This is a genomic window from Pseudomonas sp. lyk4-TYG-107 (genome assembly GCF_030209055.1).
Taxonomy (GTDB): Bacteria; Pseudomonadota; Gammaproteobacteria; order Pseudomonadales; family Pseudomonadaceae; genus Aquipseudomonas; species Aquipseudomonas putida_A.
On record NZ_JARVST010000001.1, the window covers coordinates 193010 to 213595 of the forward strand.

Consider the following 20586-nt stretch of genomic DNA (forward strand, 5'->3'; position numbering starts at 1 on the left):
CGGCCCATGCGCCCCCTGTTTGGGCACGGAAACACGATGCAAAACACCCACCCGGTGCCTCTTTGAATCCTCGCCTAGCCTTAAAGCATTCCCCCTGAGCAAGGACGCTCAAAATGCTTGTCACGCTGCGCCTGTTTTCAGTTCTTTTGCTGAGTTTCACCCCTCTGATCGCCCATGCAGCCTGCCCCGACTGGCCATTCGGCAAAGCGCAAGTTGAAATTTCGGCTCTGCAACAGCAGATCGACCAATGGGACGACGCCTACCACCGCGAAGGCCGCTCGCTGATTGCCGACGAACTCTACGATCAATCGCGCGTGCGGCTCATCGAATGGCGCCAGTGCTTCCAGCAGCCCGCAGCGCCCGAACCGTTGCGCAGCGCGTCTGGCTCCGTCGCGCATCCAATCGCCCACACCGGTCTGGACAAGCTTCACCAAGCCGCCGCCGTTCAAGCATGGTTAAAGGATCGGCAGGATGTCTGGGCACAACCCAAGGTCGATGGCGTCGCAGTGACACTGATTTACCGCCGGGGCCTGTTGCAGCAAGCGATCAGTCGCGGCGACGGGGTCAGTGGTCAGGACTGGACAGCGTCGGCGCAAAAGATCGCTGCCATTCCGCAACAACTGACCCAACCGCTGGACCTGCTGGTGCAGGGCGAGCTCTACCGGCGCCTGAATCAGCATGTGCAAGCCAGCGCCGGCAGCGTCAACGCCCGCGCCACCGTTGCCGGGCTGATGAGCCGTAAAACCTTGAGCGCAGAACAGGCGTCCGGGATCGGTCTGTTCGTCTGGGACTGGCCGCAGGGTCCGGCGAATCTGCCTGAAAGAATAGCGACGCTAGCGACGTTGGGCTTCGCCACGACAGCGCCATTCAGTCAGGTCATCGCCAACCTTGCCGACGCGCAAAAATGGCGCGAGCACTGGTATCGATCGCCCCTGCCCTTCGCCACCGACGGCATTGTCTTGCGCCAGAGCCAGCGCCCACCGGCTGAGCGCTGGCAGGCGAGCGCGCCCTACTGGGCTATCGCCTGGAAATACCCGTTTGCCCGAGCGCTGGCCGAAGTGCGCAAAGTGAATTTCAAAGTCGGCCGCAGCGGACGCATCACGCCGGTATTGGAGTTGTCGCCGGTGATGCTCGATGACCGCGAGATCAGACGCGTCAGTGCCGGTTCACTCAAGCGCTGGCAGACGCTGGATATCCGCCCCGGCGATCAAGTGGCAATCAGCCTGGCCGGGTTGACGATTCCACGACTCGACAGTGTGGTGTTGCGCACCACCGAACGGGCCGCCCTCGACATTCCCGACACGCGCGACTTCCACGCCTTGAGCTGCTGGCAACCGACACCCGGTTGCGAAAGCCAGTTTCTCGCGCGCCTGACCTGGCTCAGTGGCAAGCAGGGGCTGGCGCTGCAGAATGTCGGGCGCGGCACCTGGGAGAAACTTCTGGAAACAGGCCGCCTGAACAACCTGCTGGATTGGTTGACCCTCGACGAGCCAGAGCTTGCTAACATTGCCGGCTTCGGCGAACGCAGCAGCGCACGTCTGATCAACAGTTTTCACAGCGCCCGCCAACGGCCGTTCACGCAGTGGCTCAAAGCATTGGGTTTACCGCCGACGGGGCAGGCACAACTGGCCGACTCGTGGCAGGCGTTGGCACAACGCGACACCGAACAATGGCAGGCAGAAGCCGGAATCGGCCCGGGCCGCGCGGCGCAATTGAGCGCATTCTTCCGCGACCCGCAGGTGCTGGCCTTGAGTGACACATTACGCGCCGCCGGAATCGACGGTTTCTGATCACGCAATCCCCGGCAGCCGGGAACCCAAGGGCCGTCAGACGCTCAAACAGCGCAGTGCCCCCGACCCGACTGCCTTTGCACATGGAGCTTTTATGAAATTTCTTGCACCCCTTGCCTTGCTGACTCTCTGTGGCGTCCTGGCCGCGCCTGTGATGGCTGACGAAGATGCACCGGGCCTGACCGGTTGCGCCGCGAAGAAGCAGGGCATCATCAATCAGCTCGAGCAGGCGAAATCCCGGGGCAACACCGATCAGCAGGCCGGTCTGCAAACCGCTCTGGATGAAGTGACGAAGAACTGCACCGATGCCGGCCTGAAGAAAGAACGCGAAAACAAGGTGCTGGAAGCCAAGCACGAAGTGAGCAAGCGTCAGGCGGATCTCGACAAGGCGATGAAGAAAGGCGATCCGGAGAAGATCAACAAGCGCAAGGACAAGCTCGCCGAGTCGCGCAAGGAACTGCAGGATGCGCTGGACCAGATCGACAAGTAACCGTTAATGCGGGGAGTTTGATGCCCTCTTCGCGAGCAAGCCCGCTCCCACATTTGATTTGTGAACGACACAGATCCAGTGTGGGAGCGGGCTTGCTCGCGAAGGCGTCAGCTCAAACAACAGAAATCAATGATCGCGAAACTCTTTATGGCAAGCGCTGCAGGCATCCTCAACCTTCTGCACCGCAGGCCCGAGGTTACTGGCCTTGTACGGCTGAACCTTGCTGGCGATTACCAGTTCACCGGTGGCCGCCTCAAGGTTACGGGCCAATTCCTGAAAGCGGGCCTGACGCAGCCAGACATCATCCTTGGCGCTGGTGTGATCTTCTTCACGAACCTGCGGGAAATGCTTCCACGGTTCATGCGACAACGCATCGAGCTTCACCGCGCCTTCGGCGAATTTCGGCCCGTCGAAAGGAATGCGTCCGCGCAACATGCCACCCAGGTCTTCGCCGGTCTTGAGCATTTGTTTGAAGATCGCCTTGCGTTGCCCCAGTGGAGAATTCGGATCGACGCCGCCACAGGCGGACAAGGTCAGACAGGCCAGCAATACAACAGAAATTCTTTTAAGAGTCATGGTGGCTTCAGGTCACGGAATTCGGCGGCCAGTATCCTCGCGTCGCCGACAAACACCAATAGCCCTATTAAAAATACGGGTTGCCGGAGCGCATGGAGCACTTGGGCAACCGGCACAGGAATCACTCCATGAACAGCCGTTTCAAGGCCTGGCGTCACCCACTGATCGCAACCCTGCCACTGCTGGCAATCCTTGCCGGCTGCACCGGTGGCGACACTGCCAAACCGAAAACCCATGCCTTGGCCACTTATTCCAGCGCCACTTGGGAAGCCTTGCCGGCGGTGTCCGACAGCGATCTGGTCGCCGGTTTCGGTTCATGGCGCAGCGCCTGCACCCGACTCAAGGCTGATCCGGTCTGGGGCGGCACCTGCGCGGCAGCCGCCAACGTGCCGCAAAGCGCCAACGAGATTCGCGCGTTCCTCAAGCAGAACCTCGACGTGTTCGGACTGCGCGCCGAGCATGACAACCCCAACGGTCTGATCACCGGTTACTACGAACCGGTCTACCCCGGCAGCCTGACGCCCACCGAGGTGGCGAACGTGCCGGTGTACGGCGTGCCGGAAGACATGATCATCGTCTCGCTGGACAGCATTTACCCGGAACTGAAGGGCAAGCGCCTGCGTGGCCGTCTCGAAGGCCGAGTGCTCAAGCCGTATGACGACGCGGCGACCATCGAGTCCAAAGGCGTCAAAGCGCCGGTAGTGGCGTACCTGACCGATCCAATGAACCTGCAGTTTTTGCAGATCCAGGGTTCCGGGCGGATTCAGACGCCGGATGGCAAACAACTGCGCATCGCCTACGCCGACCAGAACGGCCACCCGTATCGACCGATTGGTCGCTGGCTGGTCGAGCAAGGCGAGCTGAAGAAAGAAGACGTGACCATGAGCGCGATCAGCAACTGGGCCAAGGCCAATCCGTCGCGCATTCCGGAACTGCTGGGCAGCAACCCGAGCTACGTGTTTTTCACTCGCAACCCGGACAGCAACGAAGGCCCACGCGGCTCGCTCAATGTGCCGCTGACCGCCGGCTACAGCGCAGCGGTGGATCGCAAGGTGATTCCGTTGGGCAGCCTGCTGTGGCTGTCGACCACCCGTCCGGACGGCAGCGCTTTGGTTCGCCCGGTCGCGGCGCAGGACACCGGTGGCGCGATTGCCGGCGAGGTGCGTGCGGATCTGTTCTGGGGCACCGGCGATGCTGCCGGGCAACTGGCCGGGGACATGAAGCAGCAGGGGCAGATCTGGATGCTCTGGCCTAAGGGTGCGGCGTTGCCGCAAGTACCGCAGGTGGCCGATACGGTTAAGGACAAGCCTTAAGCGCCTCGGCGCCAGAGCTACCGCCTTCGCGGGCAAGCCCGCTCCCACAGGGTTCTTTGGTGTACACAGGATTTGTGCTCGCCATTGATACCTGTGGGAGCGGGCTTGCTCGCGAAGAGGCCAGCTGCAACACCCGAGATTCAGACCGACACAAAGAAGAACGCAGCAATCAACCCCATCCCGACAAACCACACCAGCGACCGCAAGATCGCCCAATCCGCCAGGTAGCAGATGATGTACAGCAGGCGACTGGTGATAAACAGCACCGCCAGCACATTCACTGTCACCAGCTGCGCCGTGCCCACCAGATGGGCAACAATCACTGCGGCAGCAAATGCCGGCATCACCTCGAAGCTGTTCAACTGCGCCGCATGCGCCCGTCGGGCGACACCGCCCACGCTATCGAGAAAATCCCGAGGATCATGATTGTCACTGAGCCTGAAACCGCCCGAGACCTTGGCCACAATCGTGCACACATACGGCAGGAAAATCGCGATCAATACACACCACAGAGCCACCGTCATAACGCCGTCCTTCTTCGAGTGATAGAGAGTTGCGGGCAGTCAGAACTTCATCACCAGCATGCCGATCAATACCAGCCCACAGGCTAAGAGCCGCGGCCTGCCGAAAGGTTCTTTCAGGTAGCGCATGCCGAACAGCACCACCAGGATCACGCTGATCTCACGCAAGGCCGCCGCCTCGGCAATCGAGCCCAACTGCATCGCCCACAGCACCAGAGCGTAGCTGAACAACACGCAGAACCCGACCGCCAGGCCCAGCTTCCATTGCTCGCGCCAGAACACCATAAACGCCGGGCGTTTCGCCACCCACGCCAGCAACGGAAACGGCCAGGCGCTGAACAGCGTGACCCAGACCAGGTAATCCAGTGGATGCGACCAGCGCCGCAAGGCCTGACCATCGATGTAGGTGTAGCAACCGATGCACAAGCCGATCAGCGCCACCACCGGTAGCATCGACCAAGGGAGATGTTTGCCACCACCGCCCTGCCAGAGCAGGCAGGCCATGCCCAGCGGAATCAGCATGATCCCGAAGATCTGCTGCGCAGTGAGCACTTCGCCGGCGAAGATCAGGGTCAGCGCCAGCACCACCAACGGCGACAAGCCACGCATCAGCGGGTAGACCAGCCCGAGGTCGCCGACCCGATAAGCTTGAATCAGCAGATAGCGATACAGCAGTTCGAATGCCGCAGAAGCCAGAATCCACGGCCAGACTTCCGTCGGCGGCAGGCTGATGAATGGAAATGCCAGCGCCACGAACAGCAGCGCCACCGTGTCCATGCACGCCACCACCAGCAACCGTTCGGCACTGAACTTGATCAGGGTATTCCACGTCGCGTGCAACAGCGCCGCCATTAACACCAGAACTGTCGCCGCCACGTCCCACTCCTTGATTTTTTTGTTGACCCTACACCAATGTCTGCGGCTGACCAACCGAGGGGGCATGATTGTGTCCCCACCCCGAAACAGCCCATCCAACCTTTGCACCGAAGAATCGGGGCGCTGTCTTTCCACCCCCATCCAATGGAGCCCGGATGCTAGAACTTGTCGCCGCTTTTATCTGCCTCACCACCCTTCTCACCTTCGTCAATTACCGCTTCATCGGCCTGCCGCCGACTATCGGCGTGATGGTCACCGCGCTGATGTTCTCCCTGTTGCTGCAAGGCCTGAGCGTGCTCGGCTATCCCGGCCTCGAAGAACGCGTGCAGCAACTGATCGGCCAGATCGACTTCGGCGATCTGCTGATGAACTGGATGCTGTCGTTCCTGCTGTTCGCCGGCGCCCTGCACGTCAACCTCAACGACCTGCGCAGCTATCGCTGGCCCATCGGCCTGTTGGCCACTTTCGGCGTGCTGATTGCCACCGTCGTGATCGGCAGCCTCGCTTTTTACATCTTTGCCCTGTTCGGCTGGCACGTGAGCTTCCTCTACTGCCTGCTGTTCGGCGCGCTGATTTCGCCTACAGACCCGATCGCAGTGCTCGGCGTACTGCGTACCGCCAATGCTTCGAAACCGCTGAAAACCACCATCGTCGGCGAGTCGCTGTTCAACGACGGCACTGCCGTTGTGGTGTTCACCGTACTGCTGGGCATCGCCCAATTGGGCGAGACGCCGACCCTCAGCGCCACGGCCATGCTGTTCGTGCACGAAGCCATTGGCGGTGTGCTGTTCGGCGGGCTGATCGGTTATGGGGTGTACCGGATGATCAAGAGCGTCCAGCAGCATCAGATCACGGTGATGCTGACCCTGGCGCTGGTGATCGGCGGTTCGGCGATGGCCACCGAGCTGCACGTCTCGGCACCGATTGCGATGGTGGTCGCCGGTCTGATCATCGGCAACCTGGGGCGCAACCTGGCGATGAACGACATGACCCGCAAGTACCTCGACGGCTTCTGGGAGCTGCTCGATGACATGCTCAACGCCCTGCTGTTCGCGCTGATCGGCATGGAGCTGTTGTTGCTGCCGTTCAACTGGGCGCACGTGGCGGCGGCCAGTTTGCTGGCGCTGGCGATCCTGCTGTCGCGCCTGCTCACCGTGGCCCCGGCCATTGTCCTGCTGCGGCGCTGGCGCACAGTGCCGCGCGGCACCATCCGCATTCTGACCTGGGGCGGTTTGCGCGGCGGCGTCTCGGTGGCACTGGCGCTGGCCCTGCCGCTGGGCCCGGAGCGCGATTTGCTGCTGAGCATCACCTATATCGTGGTGTTGTCGTCGATCCTGTTGCAGGGTCTGACCATCGGCAAGCTGGTCAAGCACGCCACCCGTGACGAGCCGACGACCGTGGCTGAACCCGCACACTGATGTATCACCGCAGCGCCGTCGTGAAGCCCTTCACGACGGCGCGCACAGCAAATCAAGCAGATGCCGCATCGCCAATGGGCGATGCGGCGTCGAGCCATGCATCACCACCAACTCGCGCGCATGACGCTGCCCGTCCTCGACCGGTAACACGTACATCCCTTCCAGCCTCATCCCGGCCCACTGCGGCACCAGCGATACCCCCATCCCCTGCGCGACCAGCATGACGATCGTTTCCAGCGCATCCAGTTCGCACAGCACGTTGGGCTCGATGGCGTGTTCATCGAGGTAGCGCTGAGCAATCTGCCCACCCCACGAGCGTGCGTCATAACGAATGAACGGATGAACGCGCAACAGCGTTTCCAGCGACTGCCCGGCGTACGCGGCTGGAGCCACCAGAATCAGCGGCTCTACCTTGAGTACGACCAGTGCCAATGCCTTGGGCGGCTGGAATGGAGGCCTGACCAGAATCGCTGCGTCCAACTCCCCTGCAAGCACCTTCTCGTAAAGACTTTTCGAGTCACCCGGGGTGATCTTCAGCTTCAAATCAGGTGCTGTAAGCGCCAATCGTTCGATCAAGGTGGGTAACACGCCGGTCAGCGCTGTGGAAATTGCACCGATTGTCAGTTCACCGGCCACCCCATCGGGATGCAGATCGCTCTGTAGATCCTGGGCCAATTCGATGATCGCCCTGATCTTCGGCAGAATCAGCAGGCACTGGTCCGAGGGCCGGGCAGCGTGCGCGGTACGCAGCAGTAACGTGCAACCCAGCAACCTCTCGAGCGCCTGGACGCGCTGACTGATAGCCGCCGCAGTGCGACTCTCGCGCCGTGCCGCTGCCGCAATCGAACCGGTCTCGACCACCGCCACCAGACTTTTCAGAAACCGTACATCCATAAGTTTTCCTTTCGCTCAGAACAAGGCGAAGTCGTTATGCCCCGCCGCACGGTCTGTTTACCCTGAGCGCTCCTTCACTTGGGGACATCGCATGAACAGACCTTTTCACGCTGCATACCATGTTTGCGACCTGGAACAGGCGCGGACTTTTTATCGAGATGTGTTGGGCTGCACCGAAGGCCGCAGTACCGAGACATGGGTCGACTTCGACTTTTTCGGCAATCAGCTCTCGCTTCATGTGGGCACGCCCTTCACCACGACCCGTACCGGCCAGGTTGGCGATCACAAAGTATTGATGCCGCACATTGGCGTCGTCCTGCCGCTGGAGGAGTGGCTGGAGCTGGCCGATCGTTTGAGCCGCCTCGGCACAACGTTTGAAATCCCTCCGGTGATCCGCTTCGCCGGCGAACCCGGCGAGCAGCGCACAATGTTCTTTCTCGATCCCAGCGGCAATCCGATCGAGGTCAAGGGTTTCAAGGACTTCGACGGTCTCTTCGCACACTGAGCTTCACCCCAACAAACACAACAACAAAAGGGGCACATCATGACTACCAGGAAACCCACCAGTCTGGTCACCCGCATCATGCTCGGGCTGGCAGCCGGAATAATCGTCGGCATCCTTCTCAACCAGTTTCCCGAACACAAGATCTGGTTCATCGACAATCTGCTGCAACCGGCCGGTGATCTGTTCATCAGGCTGATGAAAATGATCGTCGTACCGTTGGTCTTTGCGTGCATGGTCGTCGGCATCGCCGGGGCAGGCAGCACCAGGGCATTGGGCCGGGTCGGGATAAAGACGCTGGTTTATTTCTTTACCATCACCAGCATTGCCATCGTCTTCGGACTGATCGTCGGCAATGTTTTTCAGCCCGGCGCCGGCGCGGACTTCAGCAGCACCCTGCAATCACCGGCCATTGGTCTGGCGAATACGGGGGACACACAGAACCTGGGCCGAACCCTGGTGAACATCGTGCCGGACAACATCGTCCTGGCAATGTCTCAGGGCAAGCTGCTCTCCGTGCTGTTTTTCGCGATCCTGTTCGGCTGTGCCCTGTCGATGCTGCCCGAGCCGCAGAAGGCGCCATTGATCGCCGTGATTCAGGCGGTATCGGACACCATGTTCAAGGTCACGCACCTGGTCATGCACTATTCACCCATCGGCATCTTCGGCCTGATCGGGGTCACCGTGGCCAGCTTCGGCCTTAGTGCATTACTGCCGCTGGCGAAGCTGATCGGCATCACTTACGTCGCGGTGTTGCTCTTCGCGTTGGGCGTGCTGGGGCTGGTGGCGCGGATGGCCGGCATTCGCTTTTTCCACCTGATTCGGGAAATACGCAGTGAATTGATCCTGGCTTACAGCAGTGCTGCGTCGGCCACAGTGATGCCACAACTGATCGAGAAAATGGAGAAGTATGGCGCTCCGCGCCCGATCACCAGCATGGTCATTCCACTGGGGTACTCGTTCAACCTTGATGGCGCCTCGCTGTTCGCGGGACTGGGCACGCTGTTTATCGCCCAGGCGTACGGGATTGATCTGGGTCTGGCGGATCAGGCCATGCTGGTGCTGATCATGGTGTTGACGTCAAAGGGCGCGGCGGGAGTGCCGGGTTTCATGTTCATCATACTCACAGCGACCCTGACCACCGCCGGTTTGCCAGTGGAAGGCGTGGCAATCATCGCCGGCGTCTACCGCTTGATGGACATGCCGGTCACCGCGCTCAATGTGTTGGGCAATGCACTGGCACCGCTGGTCATCGCGCGCTGGGAGGGACAGCTCAAGGCACCTGAAAGCGAACCGACGACAGACCCGGTCAGCCCGCCGCTCAAGGCCTGAAACTATCGGGGCTTGCTGTCGGATTCATCTTCGCGGGGTTTGCCGGAGTTCGGTTTATCCGTCTTGGGCGCCCCGCTTTCGCTGCGGATCTGCGCATGGCTGATCAGGGCGAAGATGAAACTGCCGCCGATGATATTCCCCGCCAGCGTGGGCCCGGCAAACACCATCCAGAAATCACTCCACGGCAGCTCGCCGGCAAACACCAGATACGACACTTCCGCCGAACCGACCACGATGTGGGTGAAGTCACCCAGCGCCATCAGGTAGGTGATGAGGATGATGATCCACATCTTCGCGCTCTCCATGGACGGGATCATCCAGACCATGGTGGCGATCATCCAGCCTGAGACGATGCCCTTGGCGAACATCTGACTGGCGTGGTTTTCCATGACCTTGCGGCCGATTTCAAGGAAGGCGTGATCAGTCTTGGTGTCGAAGATCGGCAGCTCGAGCATCACGTACGCCACCAGAATCGTCCCGCACAAATTGCCGAACAGGACAACGCCCCACAAGCGTATCAGCCGACCGAAATTGGCCAGGGTCGGTTTGGTCATCACCGGCAGAACGGCGGTCAGGGTGTTTTCGGTGAACAGTTGCTGGCGGGCGAGAATCACCGCGAGGAAACCGGCGCAGTAGCCGAAACTGGCGATGACCTTGAACTCGTCACCTTCGGGCAGTCGCGAATTGAGCAGGCCCATGCCCATCAATGACAGGCCCATGGTCAGCCCGGCGGCGAGCGCCGACCACCACAATGCAGCGATGCTGCGCTCCAGTTCCTGATCGCCCTGAGTGCGGATGATTTCATGCAGAACCGCCGCGCGGGGCGGCTGGTTTTTCTCGACTTCGTGTTGTTCGTCGGTCGAGAGGTTGGGGGTCTTGCCGTCTGTCGGGGTGGTCATGGCGTGGGAACCGGGTGGGGGGCTTTTAGCTACGACCCCTGCGGTTCCTGGCTGTTCAGTGACCGGATAAATCTTCGGTGCATGCACAACCGCATTCGCGAGCAGGCTCGCTCCCACAGGTACAACGCAATCCATGTGGGAGCGAGCCTGCTCGCGATGAAGCCACCGCCAATGTCACTTGGTAACGAGTTCATCTTCCTTGAACTGGTCTTTGACGTACTTGATCTCGGTGCGACCGTGCGGCGCCGGCAGGCCGTCTTCGCCGAGGTTGACGAAGACCATCTTCTCGACCGTGAGGATGCTCTTGCGGGTGATCTTGTTGCGCACTTCACAGGTCAGGGTGATCGAGGTACGACCGAACTCGGTGGCGGTGATGCCCAGCTCGATGATGTCGCCCTGGCGCGAGGCGCTGACGAAATTGATCTCGGAAATGTACTTGGTCACCACGCGCTGATTGCCCAACTGGACGATCGCGTAAATCGCCGCTTCTTCGTCGATCCAGCGCAGCAGGCTGCCGCCGAACAGGGTGCCGTTGGGGTTCAGGTCTTCGGGTTTTACCCATTTGCGGGTGTGGAAATTCATGTTCACTCCTGAGCGTTTGCCGAAAGATGGCGCCATCTTGGCAGACCGAGCGGTCAGGCTCCATGAGCCTTCTACTATGGTCGCTATTAGCGATCTTCATCTGGCCGACAGAAACCCTTTGGAAGATCAGTCTAGACGGCTATAATCGCCCCCGTTTCAAAACGGTAACCTTCACTTGCTACCGTTTTCCCGCCACCTGTCCGAGGGGCGCTGCAGCAGGATCAACCTGTCAGGCTCGGATGGGGCGTTGACTGGCCACGGCCGGACACTAAACGCACAACGGCGCCCATTCGCATACATTACGAATGGAGGCTCTTCATGAGCGCTGTTATCACGCCTGCAGATTTTAACGATTACAAAGTTGCCGACATGTCCCTGGCTGCCTGGGGCCGTCGCGAAACCATCATCGCCGAGTCGGAAATGCCGGCCCTGATGGGTCTGCGCCGCAAGTACGCCTCCGAGCAGCCGCTCAAGGGCGCGAAAATCCTCGGCTGCATCCACATGACCATTCAGACTGCCGTGCTGATCGAAACCCTGGTTGCCCTGGGTGCCGAAGTACGCTGGTCGTCCTGCAACATATTCTCGACTCAGGATCAGGCCGCTGCGTCCATCGCTGCCGCCGGCATCCCGGTTTTCGCCTGGAAAGGCGAGACTGAAGAAGAGTACGAGTGGTGCCTGGAGCAGACCATCCTGAAAGATGGCCAGCCATGGGACGCCAACATGATCCTCGACGACGGCGGCGACCTGACTCAGCTGCTGCACGACAAGTACCCACAGGTGCTGGACCGCGTTCACGGCGTGACCGAAGAAACCACCACCGGCGTTCACCGCCTGCTGGACATGCTGGCCAAGGGCGAGCTGAAGATCCCGGCGATCAACGTCAACGACTCGGTGACCAAGTCCAAGAACGACAACAAGTACGGCTGCCGTCACAGCCTGAACGATGCGATCAAGCGTGGTACCGACCACCTGCTGTCCGGCAAGCAAGCGCTGGTCATCGGTTACGGTGACGTGGGCAAGGGTTCGGCCCAGTCCCTGCGTCAGGAAGGCATGATCGTCAAGGTCTCCGAAGTTGACCCGATCTGCGCCATGCAGGCCTGCATGGACGGTTTCGAACTGGTTTCGCCGTTCATCGACGGTATCAACGACGGCACCGAAGCGAGCATCGACAAGGCACTGCTGGGCAAGATCGACCTGATCGTGACCACCACCGGCAACGTCAACGTTTGCGACGCGAACATGCTCAAAGCCCTGAAGAAGCGCGCTGTTGTCTGCAACATCGGTCACTTCGACAACGAAATCGACACCGCTTTCATGCGCAAGAACTGGGCATGGGAAGAAGTGAAGCCACAGGTACACAAGATCCACCGTACCGGCCCGGGCGCTTTCGACGCACAGAACGACGACTACCTGATCCTGCTGGCCGAAGGCCGTCTGGTGAACCTGGGCAACGCCACCGGTCACCCGAGCCGCATCATGGACGGTTCGTTCGCCAACCAGGTACTGGCGCAGATCTTCCTGTTCGGCCAGAAGTACGCCGACCTGTCGCCAGCCGAGAAAGCCGAGCGTCTGACCGTTGAAGTACTGCCGAAGAAACTCGACGAAGAAGTGGCCCTGGAAATGGTGCGCGGCTTCGGCGGCGTGGTCACTCAACTGACCAAGCAACAGGCTGACTACATCGGCGTCACCGTCGAAGGCCCGTTCAAGCCGCACGCTTACCGCTACTGATTGACGCGGCGGCCTGCTCTCCCTGTGGGAGCGGGCTTGCTCGCGAAAGCGGTCTGTCATTCAGCATTGATGTTGCCTGACCCGCCGCTTTCGCGAGCAAGCCCGCTCCCACATGGGCGGTGCAAGCCTCACAGGCTTCGTGTTTCCAAGGGTATTTCCCATGTCCCAAGACCGTCGCTACAGCTTCGAGTTCTTCCCGACCAAGACCGATGCTGGGCATGAAAAACTGCTCAACGTTGCCCGTCAGTTGGCAACGTACAACCCCGACTTCTTCTCCTGCACCTATGGCGCTGGTGGTTCGACCCGTGATCGCACCCTCAACACCGTTCTGCAACTGGAAAGCGAAGTCAAAGTACCGGCCGCCCCGCACCTGTCGTGCGTCGGCGACAGCAAGGACGACCTGCGCGGCCTGCTGAACGAGTACAAGGCGGCCGGCATCAAGCGCATCGTTGCGCTGCGCGGTGACCTGCCGTCCGGCATGGGCATGACCAGCGGCGAGCTGCGTCACGCCAACGAACTGGTTGAATTCATTCGTGAAGAAACCGGCGATCATTTCCACATCGAAGTTGCCGCTTACCCGGAGATGCATCCGCAAGCGCGTAATTACGAAGACGATCTCGCCAACTTCGTGCGCAAGGCCCGCGCCGGTGCCGACAGCGCGATCACCCAGTACTTCTTCAACGCCGACAGCTACTTCTACTTCGTCGACCGTTTGCAGGCGCTGGGCGTGGATATTCCAGTCGTGCCGGGGATCATGCCGATCACCAACTACAGCAAGCTGGCGCGTTTCTCCGATGCCTGCGGTGCGGAAATTCCGCGCTGGATCCGCAAGCAACTGGAAGCCTATGGCGATGACAGCCAAAGCATTCAGCGCTTCGGCGAGCAAGTTGTCAGCGAAATGTGCGAACGCCTGCTGCAAGGTGGCGCACCAGGGCTGCACTTCTATTCCATGAACCAGGCTGAGCCTAGTCTGGCGATCTGGAATAACCTGAAGCTGCCACGTTAAGCACTAAAAGAAAGATCAAAAGATCGCAGCCTTCGGCAGCTCCTACAGGGGTGTCGTTGCTGCGATTTTTTGCTTTTGAATCCCCGAATTAGAGCTTGTGCAGGCACTTTCTGGCTCTTTCGCGTTTCTCGTCGTAATCTCAAGCCATGCCTTTTTTCGCGCAGTTACTCACCGTGCTGGTTTTTGCTTGCCTGAGCTTTGCCGCTCGGGGCGAGAAATTGCGTATTGTCACCGAGCCGTGGGCACCTTACGTCTACGAAGAGGGCGGCAAGAACCTCGGACTGGACTACGAAACCACCGCCATTGTGTTCAAGCGCCTGGGGATTGAGGTCGAATGGCAGTTCCTGCCGTGGAAGCGCTGCCTGTCGATGCTCGAGACCGGCCAGGCCGACGGCGCACTGGACATCTTTCACAGCGACGAGCGCGATGCCACCCTGCTCTACCCCATCGAACCGCTGTCGGACGTCGAGTTCGTGATGTTCTACGCCAACGACCGTCCCCATCCGTTCCGCCAGCTCGAAGACCTCAAAGGCCTGACCATCGGCACTTCGCCGGGCTATCTGTACAGCCCGGATTTCAGTCAGTCGACACTGTTTACCCGTGAACCGGCACCGACCCACGAAGCCAACTTCGGCAAACTGCTGCGCGGACGCATCGACTTGCTGATCACCGATCGCCGCGTGGGTCAGCATTTGCTCGATCAACTGAATATTCGCGATCAAATCACCGAAAACCCCACGGTCATCAGCCGTCAGAGCCAATATCTGGCGGTTCGACGCAATGCCGGGATGGACTTGCTGGTGGCGCGTTTCGGTGCCGAACTCAAGCGTTTCAAGCGCGAACCGGCCTACGCCGAGCTCAGCGCACGCTATGGCGCAGCACCGGTCGATGCCGTGCCGCTGGGCAATGCTTCGGCCAGCCGCAAAACCGTTGAGCAGCAGGAAAGCAGCGCGCAGTGATTGCTCTGTTATACTCCGGCGTTCCCGCCAGGCTCACGCCCGGACGCCCGGAACCGTAACAGGCCTCTCGACCCGCTACAGCGCAGCTTTCAGCCCGCGCGAGCGCTCCTGACGTGCCTTCGGAACCGCAGCAGGACCGGACGGGATCGCGTCCTCTTAAACGCGATTCGCGCCAGGCAAGACTCCCATTGGGCCAAGCCCTAACTAAAACAGGATTACTCATGTCCTTTGCTTCCCTCGGTCTCTCCGAGGCTTTAGTCCGTGCCATCGAAGATGCGGGCTATACCGAGCCTACTCCGGTGCAACAGCGGGCCATTCCCGCCGTGTTGCAAGGTCGCGACCTGATGGTTGCGGCACAGACAGGTACCGGTAAAACCGGCGGTTTCGCCCTTCCGATCCTGGAGCGGTTGTTCCCCAACGGTCACCCGGACAAATCCCAGCGTCATGGCCCGCGCCAACCGCGCGTACTGGTCCTGACCCCGACCCGCGAACTCGCGGCCCAGGTTCACGAGAGCTTCAAGATCTACGCCCGTGACCTGAAATTCGTCAGCGCCTGCATCTTCGGCGGCGTCGGCATGAACCCGCAAGTCCAGGCCATGTCCCGTGGCGTTGACGTCCTCGTCGCGTGCCCGGGTCGTCTGCTCGACCTCGCAGGCCAGGGCAGTGTCGATCTGTCCCACGTCGAAATCCTCGTCCTCGACGAAGCCGACCGCATGCTCGACATGGGCTTCGTTCACGACGTGAAAAAAGTCCTCGCGCGTCTGCCGGCCAAGCGTCAGAACCTGTTGTTCTCGGCGACGTTCTCCAAAGACATCACCGATCTTGCCGGCAAACTGCTGCACAACCCGGAACGCATCGAAGTCACGCCGCCGAACACCACGGTCGAGCGCATCGAGCAACGCGTGTTCCGTCTGCCGGCCAGCCACAAGCGTGCCCTGCTGGCGCACCTGATCACCGCCGGCGCCTGGGAACAAGTGCTGGTGTTCACCCGTACCAAGCACGGCGCCAACCGTCTGGCCGAGTACCTGGACAAACACGGCCTGCCGGCTGTGGCGATCCACGGTAACAAGAGCCAAAACGCCCGCACCAAAGCCCTGGCCGACTTCAAGGCCGGTGAAGTGCGCATCCTGGTCGCTACCGACATCGCCGCGCGCGGTCTGGACATCGATCAGTTGCCACACGTGGTCAACTTCGAACTGCCGAACGTCGATGAAGACTATGTGCACCGTATCGGCCGTACTGGCCGTGCCGGTCGTTCGGGCGAAGCGATCTCGCTGGTGGCCCCGGACGAAGAAAAACTGCTGAAAAGCATCGAACGCATGACCAAGCAGAAAATCGCCGACGGCGACCTGATGGGCTTCGATGCCAGCACCATCGAGGCCGAGAAGCCTGAAGTGCGCGAGCGCCCGGACATGCGCAACCCGCGCAACTCCCGTGGCCCGCGCGGCGACGGTCCGAATGGCGGCGGCGGTGGCGGCGGTCGTAAAGACAAAGGCAAAGACAAGGGCAAGGAAAAACCCGCCGGCGAACGCGGCGAGCGCCCTGCCCGTCAGCAGAAACCACGTGAAGGCACCCCGGCCCGCGAACAGCGTCCGAGCCAGCCACCACGCGCTGCGGCTGATCGTGCACCGGACGAGTTCCTCGACGACGATATCGATAACTTCGGTAACCGCGTTGATTACGTGCCAAAAGCTGCTCCTGCCGGTGGCCGTGGTCGCCGTCCAGGCGCGCCAGCTCAGGGCGCAGGTGCAGGCGCTCCACGCGGCGGTCAGTCGCAAGGTCGCCAGAACGGCCCGCGTAACAGCAACGGTTCGAGCACCGGCACCCCACCGGGCAAACGCAACGGCCCGCGCAACGGTGCTCCGCGTGATGGCCAGGGCCGTCGTGACGAGTCCTCGCGCAACCGCCGCCCGGCTCGCGATGATCAGCAACGCGCCGAACCGGCCGTGCAGAACCCGCGCAGCACCGGGCCTAAGATCATGCACAAGGAGTCCAAGGCAGACCGCTTCCCGACACCTGAGCAGCTCGATCAACTGCCGACCCGTCCGCGCGGTGAAAAACCAGCCTTGCTGACCCGCAATCGCTGAGTTATCGCGGCAATGAAAAATGCCCCGGTTCGAAAGAGCCGGGGCATTTTTTTATGCCGTCACGAATATCCCTGAATCACTGCATATCCCCTGTGGGAGCGAGCCTGCTCGCGAAGGCGGCGGATCAGTCAGCAATGATGTTGACTGAATGACCGCTTTCGCGAGCAGGCTCGCTTCCACAAGGGGCGTGGCAGGCAATAAAAAACGCCCCCGGCCTTACGACCGGGGGCGTTTTTGTATGGCGGCGAAAATTACTTCGCTTTCACACCTTCGAACGAGATGTACAGGTCGACCTTGTCGGACTGTGGACCCAGATCCATCATCTTGCCGAAATCAGAGCGCTTGATGCTGGTGGTGCCTTCAAAGCCGGCACGGTAGCCGCCCCATGGATCCTTGCCTTCGCCAAGGAACACAGCCTTGACCACGATTGGCTTGGTCACGCCGTGCAGGGTCAGGTCGCCGGTCACGTCGGCAGTGTCTTTGCCATCGGCGTTCTTGCCGGTGGATTTGACGCTGGTGGAGACGAACTTGGCGTCAGCGTATTTGCCCACGTCCAGGAAGTCTTTGCTGGAGATGTGCTTGTCGCGCTCGGCGTGGTTGGTGAACACGCTGGCGGTTTTCACGTTGAATTCGATTTTGCTGTCTTCAGGCTTGGCGGCGTCGAAGCTGAACTTGCCGTCGATGTCCTTGAAGGTACCGGTGATGTAGCTGTAGCCCAGGTGGCTGATCTTGAAGTCGACGAAAGCGTGCTGGCCTTCCTTGTCGACGGTGTAATCAGCAGCCATCACGTTCGCGGACAGTACGGCCGAACCGATTGCCAGAGCGGCCAGAGTCTTTTTCAACATGCTTTCTTTTCCTTTGAGTCGAGGTTGAATTTCAGGCTTTGCGACCGAGCATTCGAGTGAGGGTCGCATCACGATCGATAAAGTGGTGCTTCAATGCTGCCAACGCATGGAGACCGGAAAAAATTACCAGCGCCCATGCCAGCCAGAGATGAATCACCCCAGCGGTGTCTGCCTGATCCGGTAGCCCGGAAACCAGTGCAGGAACTTCAAACAGGCCAAACACCGGGATCCCGACACCGTCTGCGGTGGAAATCAGGTAACCGGCAAGCATCACAGCGAACAGCCCGACGTACAGAAACCCGTGGCCGAATTTGGCGCCGATGCGGGTCATGCGGCTGTAGCTTTGCAGCGTCGGTGGCGGTGGGCTGATAAAGCGCCACAACACCCGCAACACCATCACACCCAGCAGCACCAGACCGATGCTCTTGTGCAGATCCGGCGCGTCTTTGCGCCAGCTGCTGTAGTAATCCAGCCCCACCATCCACAGACCCAGCGCGAACAGCCCGAAGACCGCCAGCGCCACGCCCCAGTGCATGAAGATGCTGACCCAACCATAGCGTGAAGCAGAGTTACGTAGCTGCATTGCCCAAATCCTGTGAGAACTGCGAACCAAGACTAGCGAGTTATCTATCGAATTAAAGCGGAAAATTTTGCTTTGAAATATCGAGAAATACGATCAAGAGTCTGTAAGTGGCTTGTTAAGGAAAGATTAAACGGGAAAAGTGTGGCGGGATGTTGTTGCCAGACAATGGAATTGCGTTGTCTGAGCGAGCCCTTCGCGAGCAGGCTCGCTCCCACAGGTGATCGCATTCTCTCTGAAAGCGCTCGGTCAAATGTGGGAGCGAGCCTGCTCGCGAAAGCGATCTGACAGGCAAAAAAAAGCGCGGCATAAACGCCGCGCTTTTTTCATTCACCGCAAGGCTTACTGCGCCTTGGTCTCGGTCGTTGCCGCCGGAGCTGCTGCGGGTTTGGCCGCAGGTTTCGCCGCTGGCTTCTTCGCCGGCTCAGCCTTCTTCGCTGCAGGTTTCTTCGCGTCGGTTTTCGCTGCAGGCTTCTTCGCCGCAGACTTGGCTGGCGCTTTCTTCGCTGGTTCGGCTTTCACCGGAGCGGCGGGTTTCGGCGCTTCCACCGGAGCTGGCGCAGGTGCCGGAGCCGGTGCAGGCGCTGGAGTCACTGGCGCTGGAGCCGGTTCAGGCGCCTTCACAGGTTCTGGCTTCTTCTCGTCATCCGAACCGCCAAACAGGTTGCTGAAGAAGTTGCCCTTCTTCGCCGCCACGGCACCCGCCGCGCCTGCCGCTGCTGCGGCCGGAACCACTTTGACCGGTTCAAACGACTTGCCGGCAGCCAGGTCTTCAACCTGACTGGCCGCACGCTGACCGGTGCGCAGCGCGCCTTCCAGAGTGCCCGGATACAGGGTGTCGGTGTGTTCGCCGGCAAACGCTACGCGTTGCAGTGGGCGCTCCCACATGCGCCAGAACTTGCTGATCTGGCCCGGGCCGTAAGCCAGGTAGGCGCCGCCCATCGACGGGTCAGTGCTGTAGCGACGGATTTCATAGCCGGTGAACGAGCCACGGGCCTGTGGATAAAACGCGTGCAGACGGATCAGCACCTGATCGACCATCTGCTTGTCGCCGAACGCCTGCATCACGCGGGCATTGTCGCCGGACAGGTTGATCACCACGTTGGCGCCACCCTTCAGCGCCGGTTCGATCCAGAGCATGCCCAGACCTGCGTTGCTGTAGATCTCGCCGGACATGCGCGCCTTGCTTTCCCACACAGGCGTCTTGAACTTCAACATGATCTGGTCACGCCAGCCGTAGTTGGTGCCCTTGATCGCGGCCAGGTGCTGAGCGTCCAGTGCCGGGGTCAGCGCAATCTTGTTCAGTGCACGCAGCGGCACGGCCAGCACCACGTAGTCAGCCTGGTAGCCAACACTGCCGACCTTGACGGTCACGCCGTCCTTGTCCTGAGTGATCGCGGAAACCGGTGAGTTGGTCTTGATGGTCTTGATCTGTTTGACGAAAGCCTGGGCCAATACCTGGCTGCCGCCGACCAGACGCGAGGCGCGCAGGTCACGGTCGGAGACGCCGCGATAAACGCGGTTCTGCTGGGCAAAATACAGCAGCGACAGCCGCGAAGGCTCGTCGTAGTGGGTGCGGATGTCCTGGTTGATCAGCTGACGCGCGGTGGCCGGCAGGTTCTGCTTGTCGAGCCAGCTCGAGACGTTGATCTGGTCCAGTGCATGCAGGGTGTTGGTCGCGGCCGGGTTCTGCGGGTCGTCGATCGAACGGGCCAGATCGTCGAGGGTTTTCTGGTAGCGCTTCAAGGCATCGGCGGTGGCCGGTTGCTTGGTCGCCAGATCGGCTGCGGAGAAATACTCGCCGTCGATCAGATAACCGGGGGTACGCACGAATTCAGGGGCTGGCGTGGTGCTCAGCTTGAAGGTCGAGACGTATTTGTTCAGCACCGGCTGGGTCTTGTCGTTGCCGATCCACTCGCTGGTGGCCATGCCCGAGCGACCGCCCAGGCTCGGCTTGGCTTCGAGCAGCGTGACCTGCCAGCCCTTGTTCTGCAGCTCGTAAGCCGCGGTCAGGCCCGACAGGCCGCCGCCGATCACGATTGCGGTTTTATCCTTGGCCAGCGCCGTAACGCTGAACAGCCCCAACATCACCAGCGCACAGGCGCGCAGCCAACCGACAGACATTCAGCGAACTCCGGAAATACACGTAGGAAAAAAGCAGTTTTGCGGGTCAGACGACCCAAAGAAC

Annotated in this window: 19 protein-coding genes and 1 riboswitch; of the genes, 10 read left to right on the forward strand and 9 right to left on the reverse strand. The window is 60.6% G+C overall.

Annotation, left to right across the window (positions count from 1 at the left end; translation table 11 throughout):
- Positions 1 to 113: 113 nt before the first annotated feature.
- Together ligB and QRN61_RS00830 are read left to right on the forward strand one after the other, a co-directional pair.
- On the forward strand, positions 114 to 1790 hold the full coding sequence (ligB, locus tag QRN61_RS00825; protein WP_285373012.1) for an NAD-dependent DNA ligase LigB: 1677 nt from the start codon (positions 114 to 116) through the stop codon (positions 1788 to 1790).
- 94 nt (positions 1791 to 1884) lie between these two features.
- On the forward strand, positions 1885 to 2280 hold the full coding sequence (locus QRN61_RS00830) for a DUF1090 domain-containing protein (protein ID WP_007961884.1): 396 nt from the start codon (positions 1885 to 1887) through the stop codon (positions 2278 to 2280).
- Positions 2281 to 2406: 126 nt separating this feature from the next.
- Here the strand turns inward: QRN61_RS00830 and QRN61_RS00835 are convergent, their stop codons facing one another.
- Positions 2407 to 2856: a c-type cytochrome gene (locus QRN61_RS00835; protein WP_027610619.1), complete on the reverse strand. Its 450-nt coding sequence runs from the start codon at positions 2854 to 2856 to the stop codon at positions 2407 to 2409.
- 128 nt (positions 2857 to 2984) lie between these two features.
- On the opposite strand from QRN61_RS00835, the gene mltA reads away from it, so the two are divergent.
- A complete protein-coding gene (gene mltA, locus QRN61_RS00840) occupies positions 2985 to 4169 on the forward strand; it encodes a murein transglycosylase A (protein WP_027610618.1) in 1185 nt (394 codons plus the stop codon).
- A gap of 140 nt (positions 4170 to 4309) precedes the next feature.
- Here mltA and QRN61_RS00845 read toward each other — a convergent pair whose 3' ends face one another.
- Entirely contained in the window at positions 4310 to 4693 is a 384-nt protein-coding gene (locus QRN61_RS00845; protein ID WP_027610617.1) for an MAPEG family protein, read from the reverse strand.
- Positions 4694 to 4732: 39 nt separating this feature from the next.
- On the reverse strand, positions 4733 to 5566 hold the full coding sequence (locus QRN61_RS00850) for an EamA family transporter (protein ID WP_285373014.1): 834 nt from the start codon (positions 5564 to 5566) through the stop codon (positions 4733 to 4735).
- Positions 5567 to 5721: 155 nt separating this feature from the next.
- On the opposite strand from QRN61_RS00850, the gene QRN61_RS00855 reads away from it, so the two are divergent.
- A complete protein-coding gene (locus QRN61_RS00855) occupies positions 5722 to 6984 on the forward strand; it encodes a cation:proton antiporter (protein ID WP_027610615.1) in 1263 nt (420 codons plus the stop codon).
- 30 nt (positions 6985 to 7014) lie between these two features.
- Here QRN61_RS00855 and QRN61_RS00860 read toward each other — a convergent pair whose 3' ends face one another.
- Entirely contained in the window at positions 7015 to 7878 is an 864-nt protein-coding gene (locus tag QRN61_RS00860) for a LysR family transcriptional regulator (protein WP_285373017.1), read from the reverse strand.
- Between the two features lie 91 nt (positions 7879 to 7969).
- On the opposite strand from QRN61_RS00860, the gene QRN61_RS00865 reads away from it, so the two are divergent.
- Together QRN61_RS00865 and QRN61_RS00870 are read left to right on the forward strand one after the other, a co-directional pair.
- Positions 7970 to 8383, forward strand: coding sequence for a VOC family protein (locus tag QRN61_RS00865; RefSeq protein WP_027610613.1), 414 nt, complete (start codon positions 7970 to 7972; stop codon positions 8381 to 8383).
- 39 nt (positions 8384 to 8422) lie between these two features.
- Positions 8423 to 9712, forward strand: a complete 1290-nt coding sequence (locus tag QRN61_RS00870; RefSeq protein ID WP_256578457.1) for a cation:dicarboxylate symporter family transporter — start codon at positions 8423 to 8425, stop codon at positions 9710 to 9712.
- A 2-nt stretch (positions 9713 to 9714) separates the two neighbouring features.
- On the opposite strand, the gene QRN61_RS00875 is transcribed toward QRN61_RS00870, so the two are convergent.
- Together QRN61_RS00875 and QRN61_RS00880 are read right to left on the reverse strand one after the other, a co-directional pair.
- Positions 9715 to 10611, reverse strand: a complete 897-nt coding sequence (locus QRN61_RS00875; protein WP_115988718.1) for a formate/nitrite transporter family protein — start codon at positions 10609 to 10611, stop codon at positions 9715 to 9717.
- A 174-nt stretch (positions 10612 to 10785) separates the two neighbouring features.
- Positions 10786 to 11193: an acyl-CoA thioesterase gene (locus tag QRN61_RS00880; protein WP_003229043.1), complete on the reverse strand. Its 408-nt coding sequence runs from the start codon at positions 11191 to 11193 to the stop codon at positions 10786 to 10788.
- Between the two features lie 196 nt (positions 11194 to 11389).
- Positions 11390 to 11488: riboswitch (S-adenosyl-L-homocysteine riboswitch) on the forward strand.
- A gap of 23 nt (positions 11489 to 11511) precedes the next feature.
- On the opposite strand from QRN61_RS00880, the gene ahcY reads away from it, so the two are divergent.
- From ahcY to rhlE2, 4 genes are all read left to right on the forward strand, one after another.
- Positions 11512 to 12921 carry an adenosylhomocysteinase gene (gene ahcY / locus QRN61_RS00885; protein ID WP_096795737.1) on the forward strand — a complete coding sequence of 470 codons (1410 nt, stop codon included), beginning with the start codon at positions 11512 to 11514 and terminating at the stop codon, positions 12919 to 12921.
- A gap of 160 nt (positions 12922 to 13081) precedes the next feature.
- Complete coding sequence (gene metF, locus QRN61_RS00890) at positions 13082 to 13927, forward strand: methylenetetrahydrofolate reductase [NAD(P)H] (RefSeq protein WP_003229047.1); 846 nt, start codon at positions 13082 to 13084, stop codon at positions 13925 to 13927.
- 146 nt (positions 13928 to 14073) lie between these two features.
- Positions 14074 to 14886: a substrate-binding periplasmic protein gene (locus QRN61_RS00895; RefSeq protein ID WP_115988717.1), complete on the forward strand. Its 813-nt coding sequence runs from the start codon at positions 14074 to 14076 to the stop codon at positions 14884 to 14886.
- Between the two features lie 221 nt (positions 14887 to 15107).
- Positions 15108 to 16973 (forward strand): RNA helicase RhlE2, encoded by a 1866-nt coding sequence (gene rhlE2 / locus QRN61_RS00900; protein ID WP_108591838.1) that lies wholly within the window; start codon positions 15108 to 15110, stop codon positions 16971 to 16973.
- Positions 16974 to 17224: 251 nt separating this feature from the next.
- Here rhlE2 and QRN61_RS00905 read toward each other — a convergent pair whose 3' ends face one another.
- The 3 genes from QRN61_RS00905 to QRN61_RS00915 form a co-directional block, all read right to left on the reverse strand.
- Complete coding sequence (locus tag QRN61_RS00905) at positions 17225 to 17818, reverse strand: YceI family protein (protein ID WP_096795740.1); 594 nt, start codon at positions 17816 to 17818, stop codon at positions 17225 to 17227.
- A 31-nt stretch (positions 17819 to 17849) separates the two neighbouring features.
- Positions 17850 to 18401, reverse strand: coding sequence for a cytochrome b (locus tag QRN61_RS00910; protein ID WP_047596555.1), 552 nt, complete (start codon positions 18399 to 18401; stop codon positions 17850 to 17852).
- A 339-nt stretch (positions 18402 to 18740) separates the two neighbouring features.
- Positions 18741 to 20522 (reverse strand): flavin monoamine oxidase family protein, encoded by a 1782-nt coding sequence (locus QRN61_RS00915; protein WP_285373019.1) that lies wholly within the window; start codon positions 20520 to 20522, stop codon positions 18741 to 18743.
- Positions 20523 to 20586 lie beyond the last annotated feature (64 nt).

Coding starts and splice junctions, on each gene's coding strand:
- ligB (WP_285373012.1), top strand. CDS start 114: ATGCTTGTCACGCTGCGCCTGTTTTCAGTTCTTTTGCTGAGTTTCACC.
- QRN61_RS00830 (WP_007961884.1), top strand. CDS start 1,885: ATGAAATTTCTTGCACCCCTTGCCTTGCTGACTCTCTGTGGCGTCCTG.
- QRN61_RS00835 (WP_027610619.1), bottom strand. CDS start 2,856: ATGACTCTTAAAAGAATTTCTGTTGTATTGCTGGCCTGTCTGACCTTG.
- mltA (WP_027610618.1), top strand. CDS start 2,985: ATGAACAGCCGTTTCAAGGCCTGGCGTCACCCACTGATCGCAACCCTG.
- QRN61_RS00845 (WP_027610617.1), bottom strand. CDS start 4,693: ATGACGGTGGCTCTGTGGTGTGTATTGATCGCGATTTTCCTGCCGTAT.
- QRN61_RS00855 (WP_027610615.1), top strand. CDS start 5,722: ATGCTAGAACTTGTCGCCGCTTTTATCTGCCTCACCACCCTTCTCACC.
- QRN61_RS00860 (WP_285373017.1), bottom strand. CDS start 7,878: ATGGATGTACGGTTTCTGAAAAGTCTGGTGGCGGTGGTCGAGACCGGT.
- QRN61_RS00865 (WP_027610613.1), top strand. CDS start 7,970: ATGAACAGACCTTTTCACGCTGCATACCATGTTTGCGACCTGGAACAG.
- QRN61_RS00870 (WP_256578457.1), top strand. CDS start 8,423: ATGACTACCAGGAAACCCACCAGTCTGGTCACCCGCATCATGCTCGGG.
- QRN61_RS00875 (WP_115988718.1), bottom strand. CDS start 10,611: ATGACCACCCCGACAGACGGCAAGACCCCCAACCTCTCGACCGACGAA.
- QRN61_RS00880 (WP_003229043.1), bottom strand. CDS start 11,193: ATGAATTTCCACACCCGCAAATGGGTAAAACCCGAAGACCTGAACCCC.
- ahcY (WP_096795737.1), top strand. CDS start 11,512: ATGAGCGCTGTTATCACGCCTGCAGATTTTAACGATTACAAAGTTGCC.
- metF (WP_003229047.1), top strand. CDS start 13,082: ATGTCCCAAGACCGTCGCTACAGCTTCGAGTTCTTCCCGACCAAGACC.
- QRN61_RS00895 (WP_115988717.1), top strand. CDS start 14,074: ATGCCTTTTTTCGCGCAGTTACTCACCGTGCTGGTTTTTGCTTGCCTG.
- rhlE2 (WP_108591838.1), top strand. CDS start 15,108: ATGTCCTTTGCTTCCCTCGGTCTCTCCGAGGCTTTAGTCCGTGCCATC.
- QRN61_RS00905 (WP_096795740.1), bottom strand. CDS start 17,818: ATGTTGAAAAAGACTCTGGCCGCTCTGGCAATCGGTTCGGCCGTACTG.
- QRN61_RS00910 (WP_047596555.1), bottom strand. CDS start 18,401: ATGCAGCTACGTAACTCTGCTTCACGCTATGGTTGGGTCAGCATCTTC.
- QRN61_RS00915 (WP_285373019.1), bottom strand. CDS start 20,522: ATGTCTGTCGGTTGGCTGCGCGCCTGTGCGCTGGTGATGTTGGGGCTG.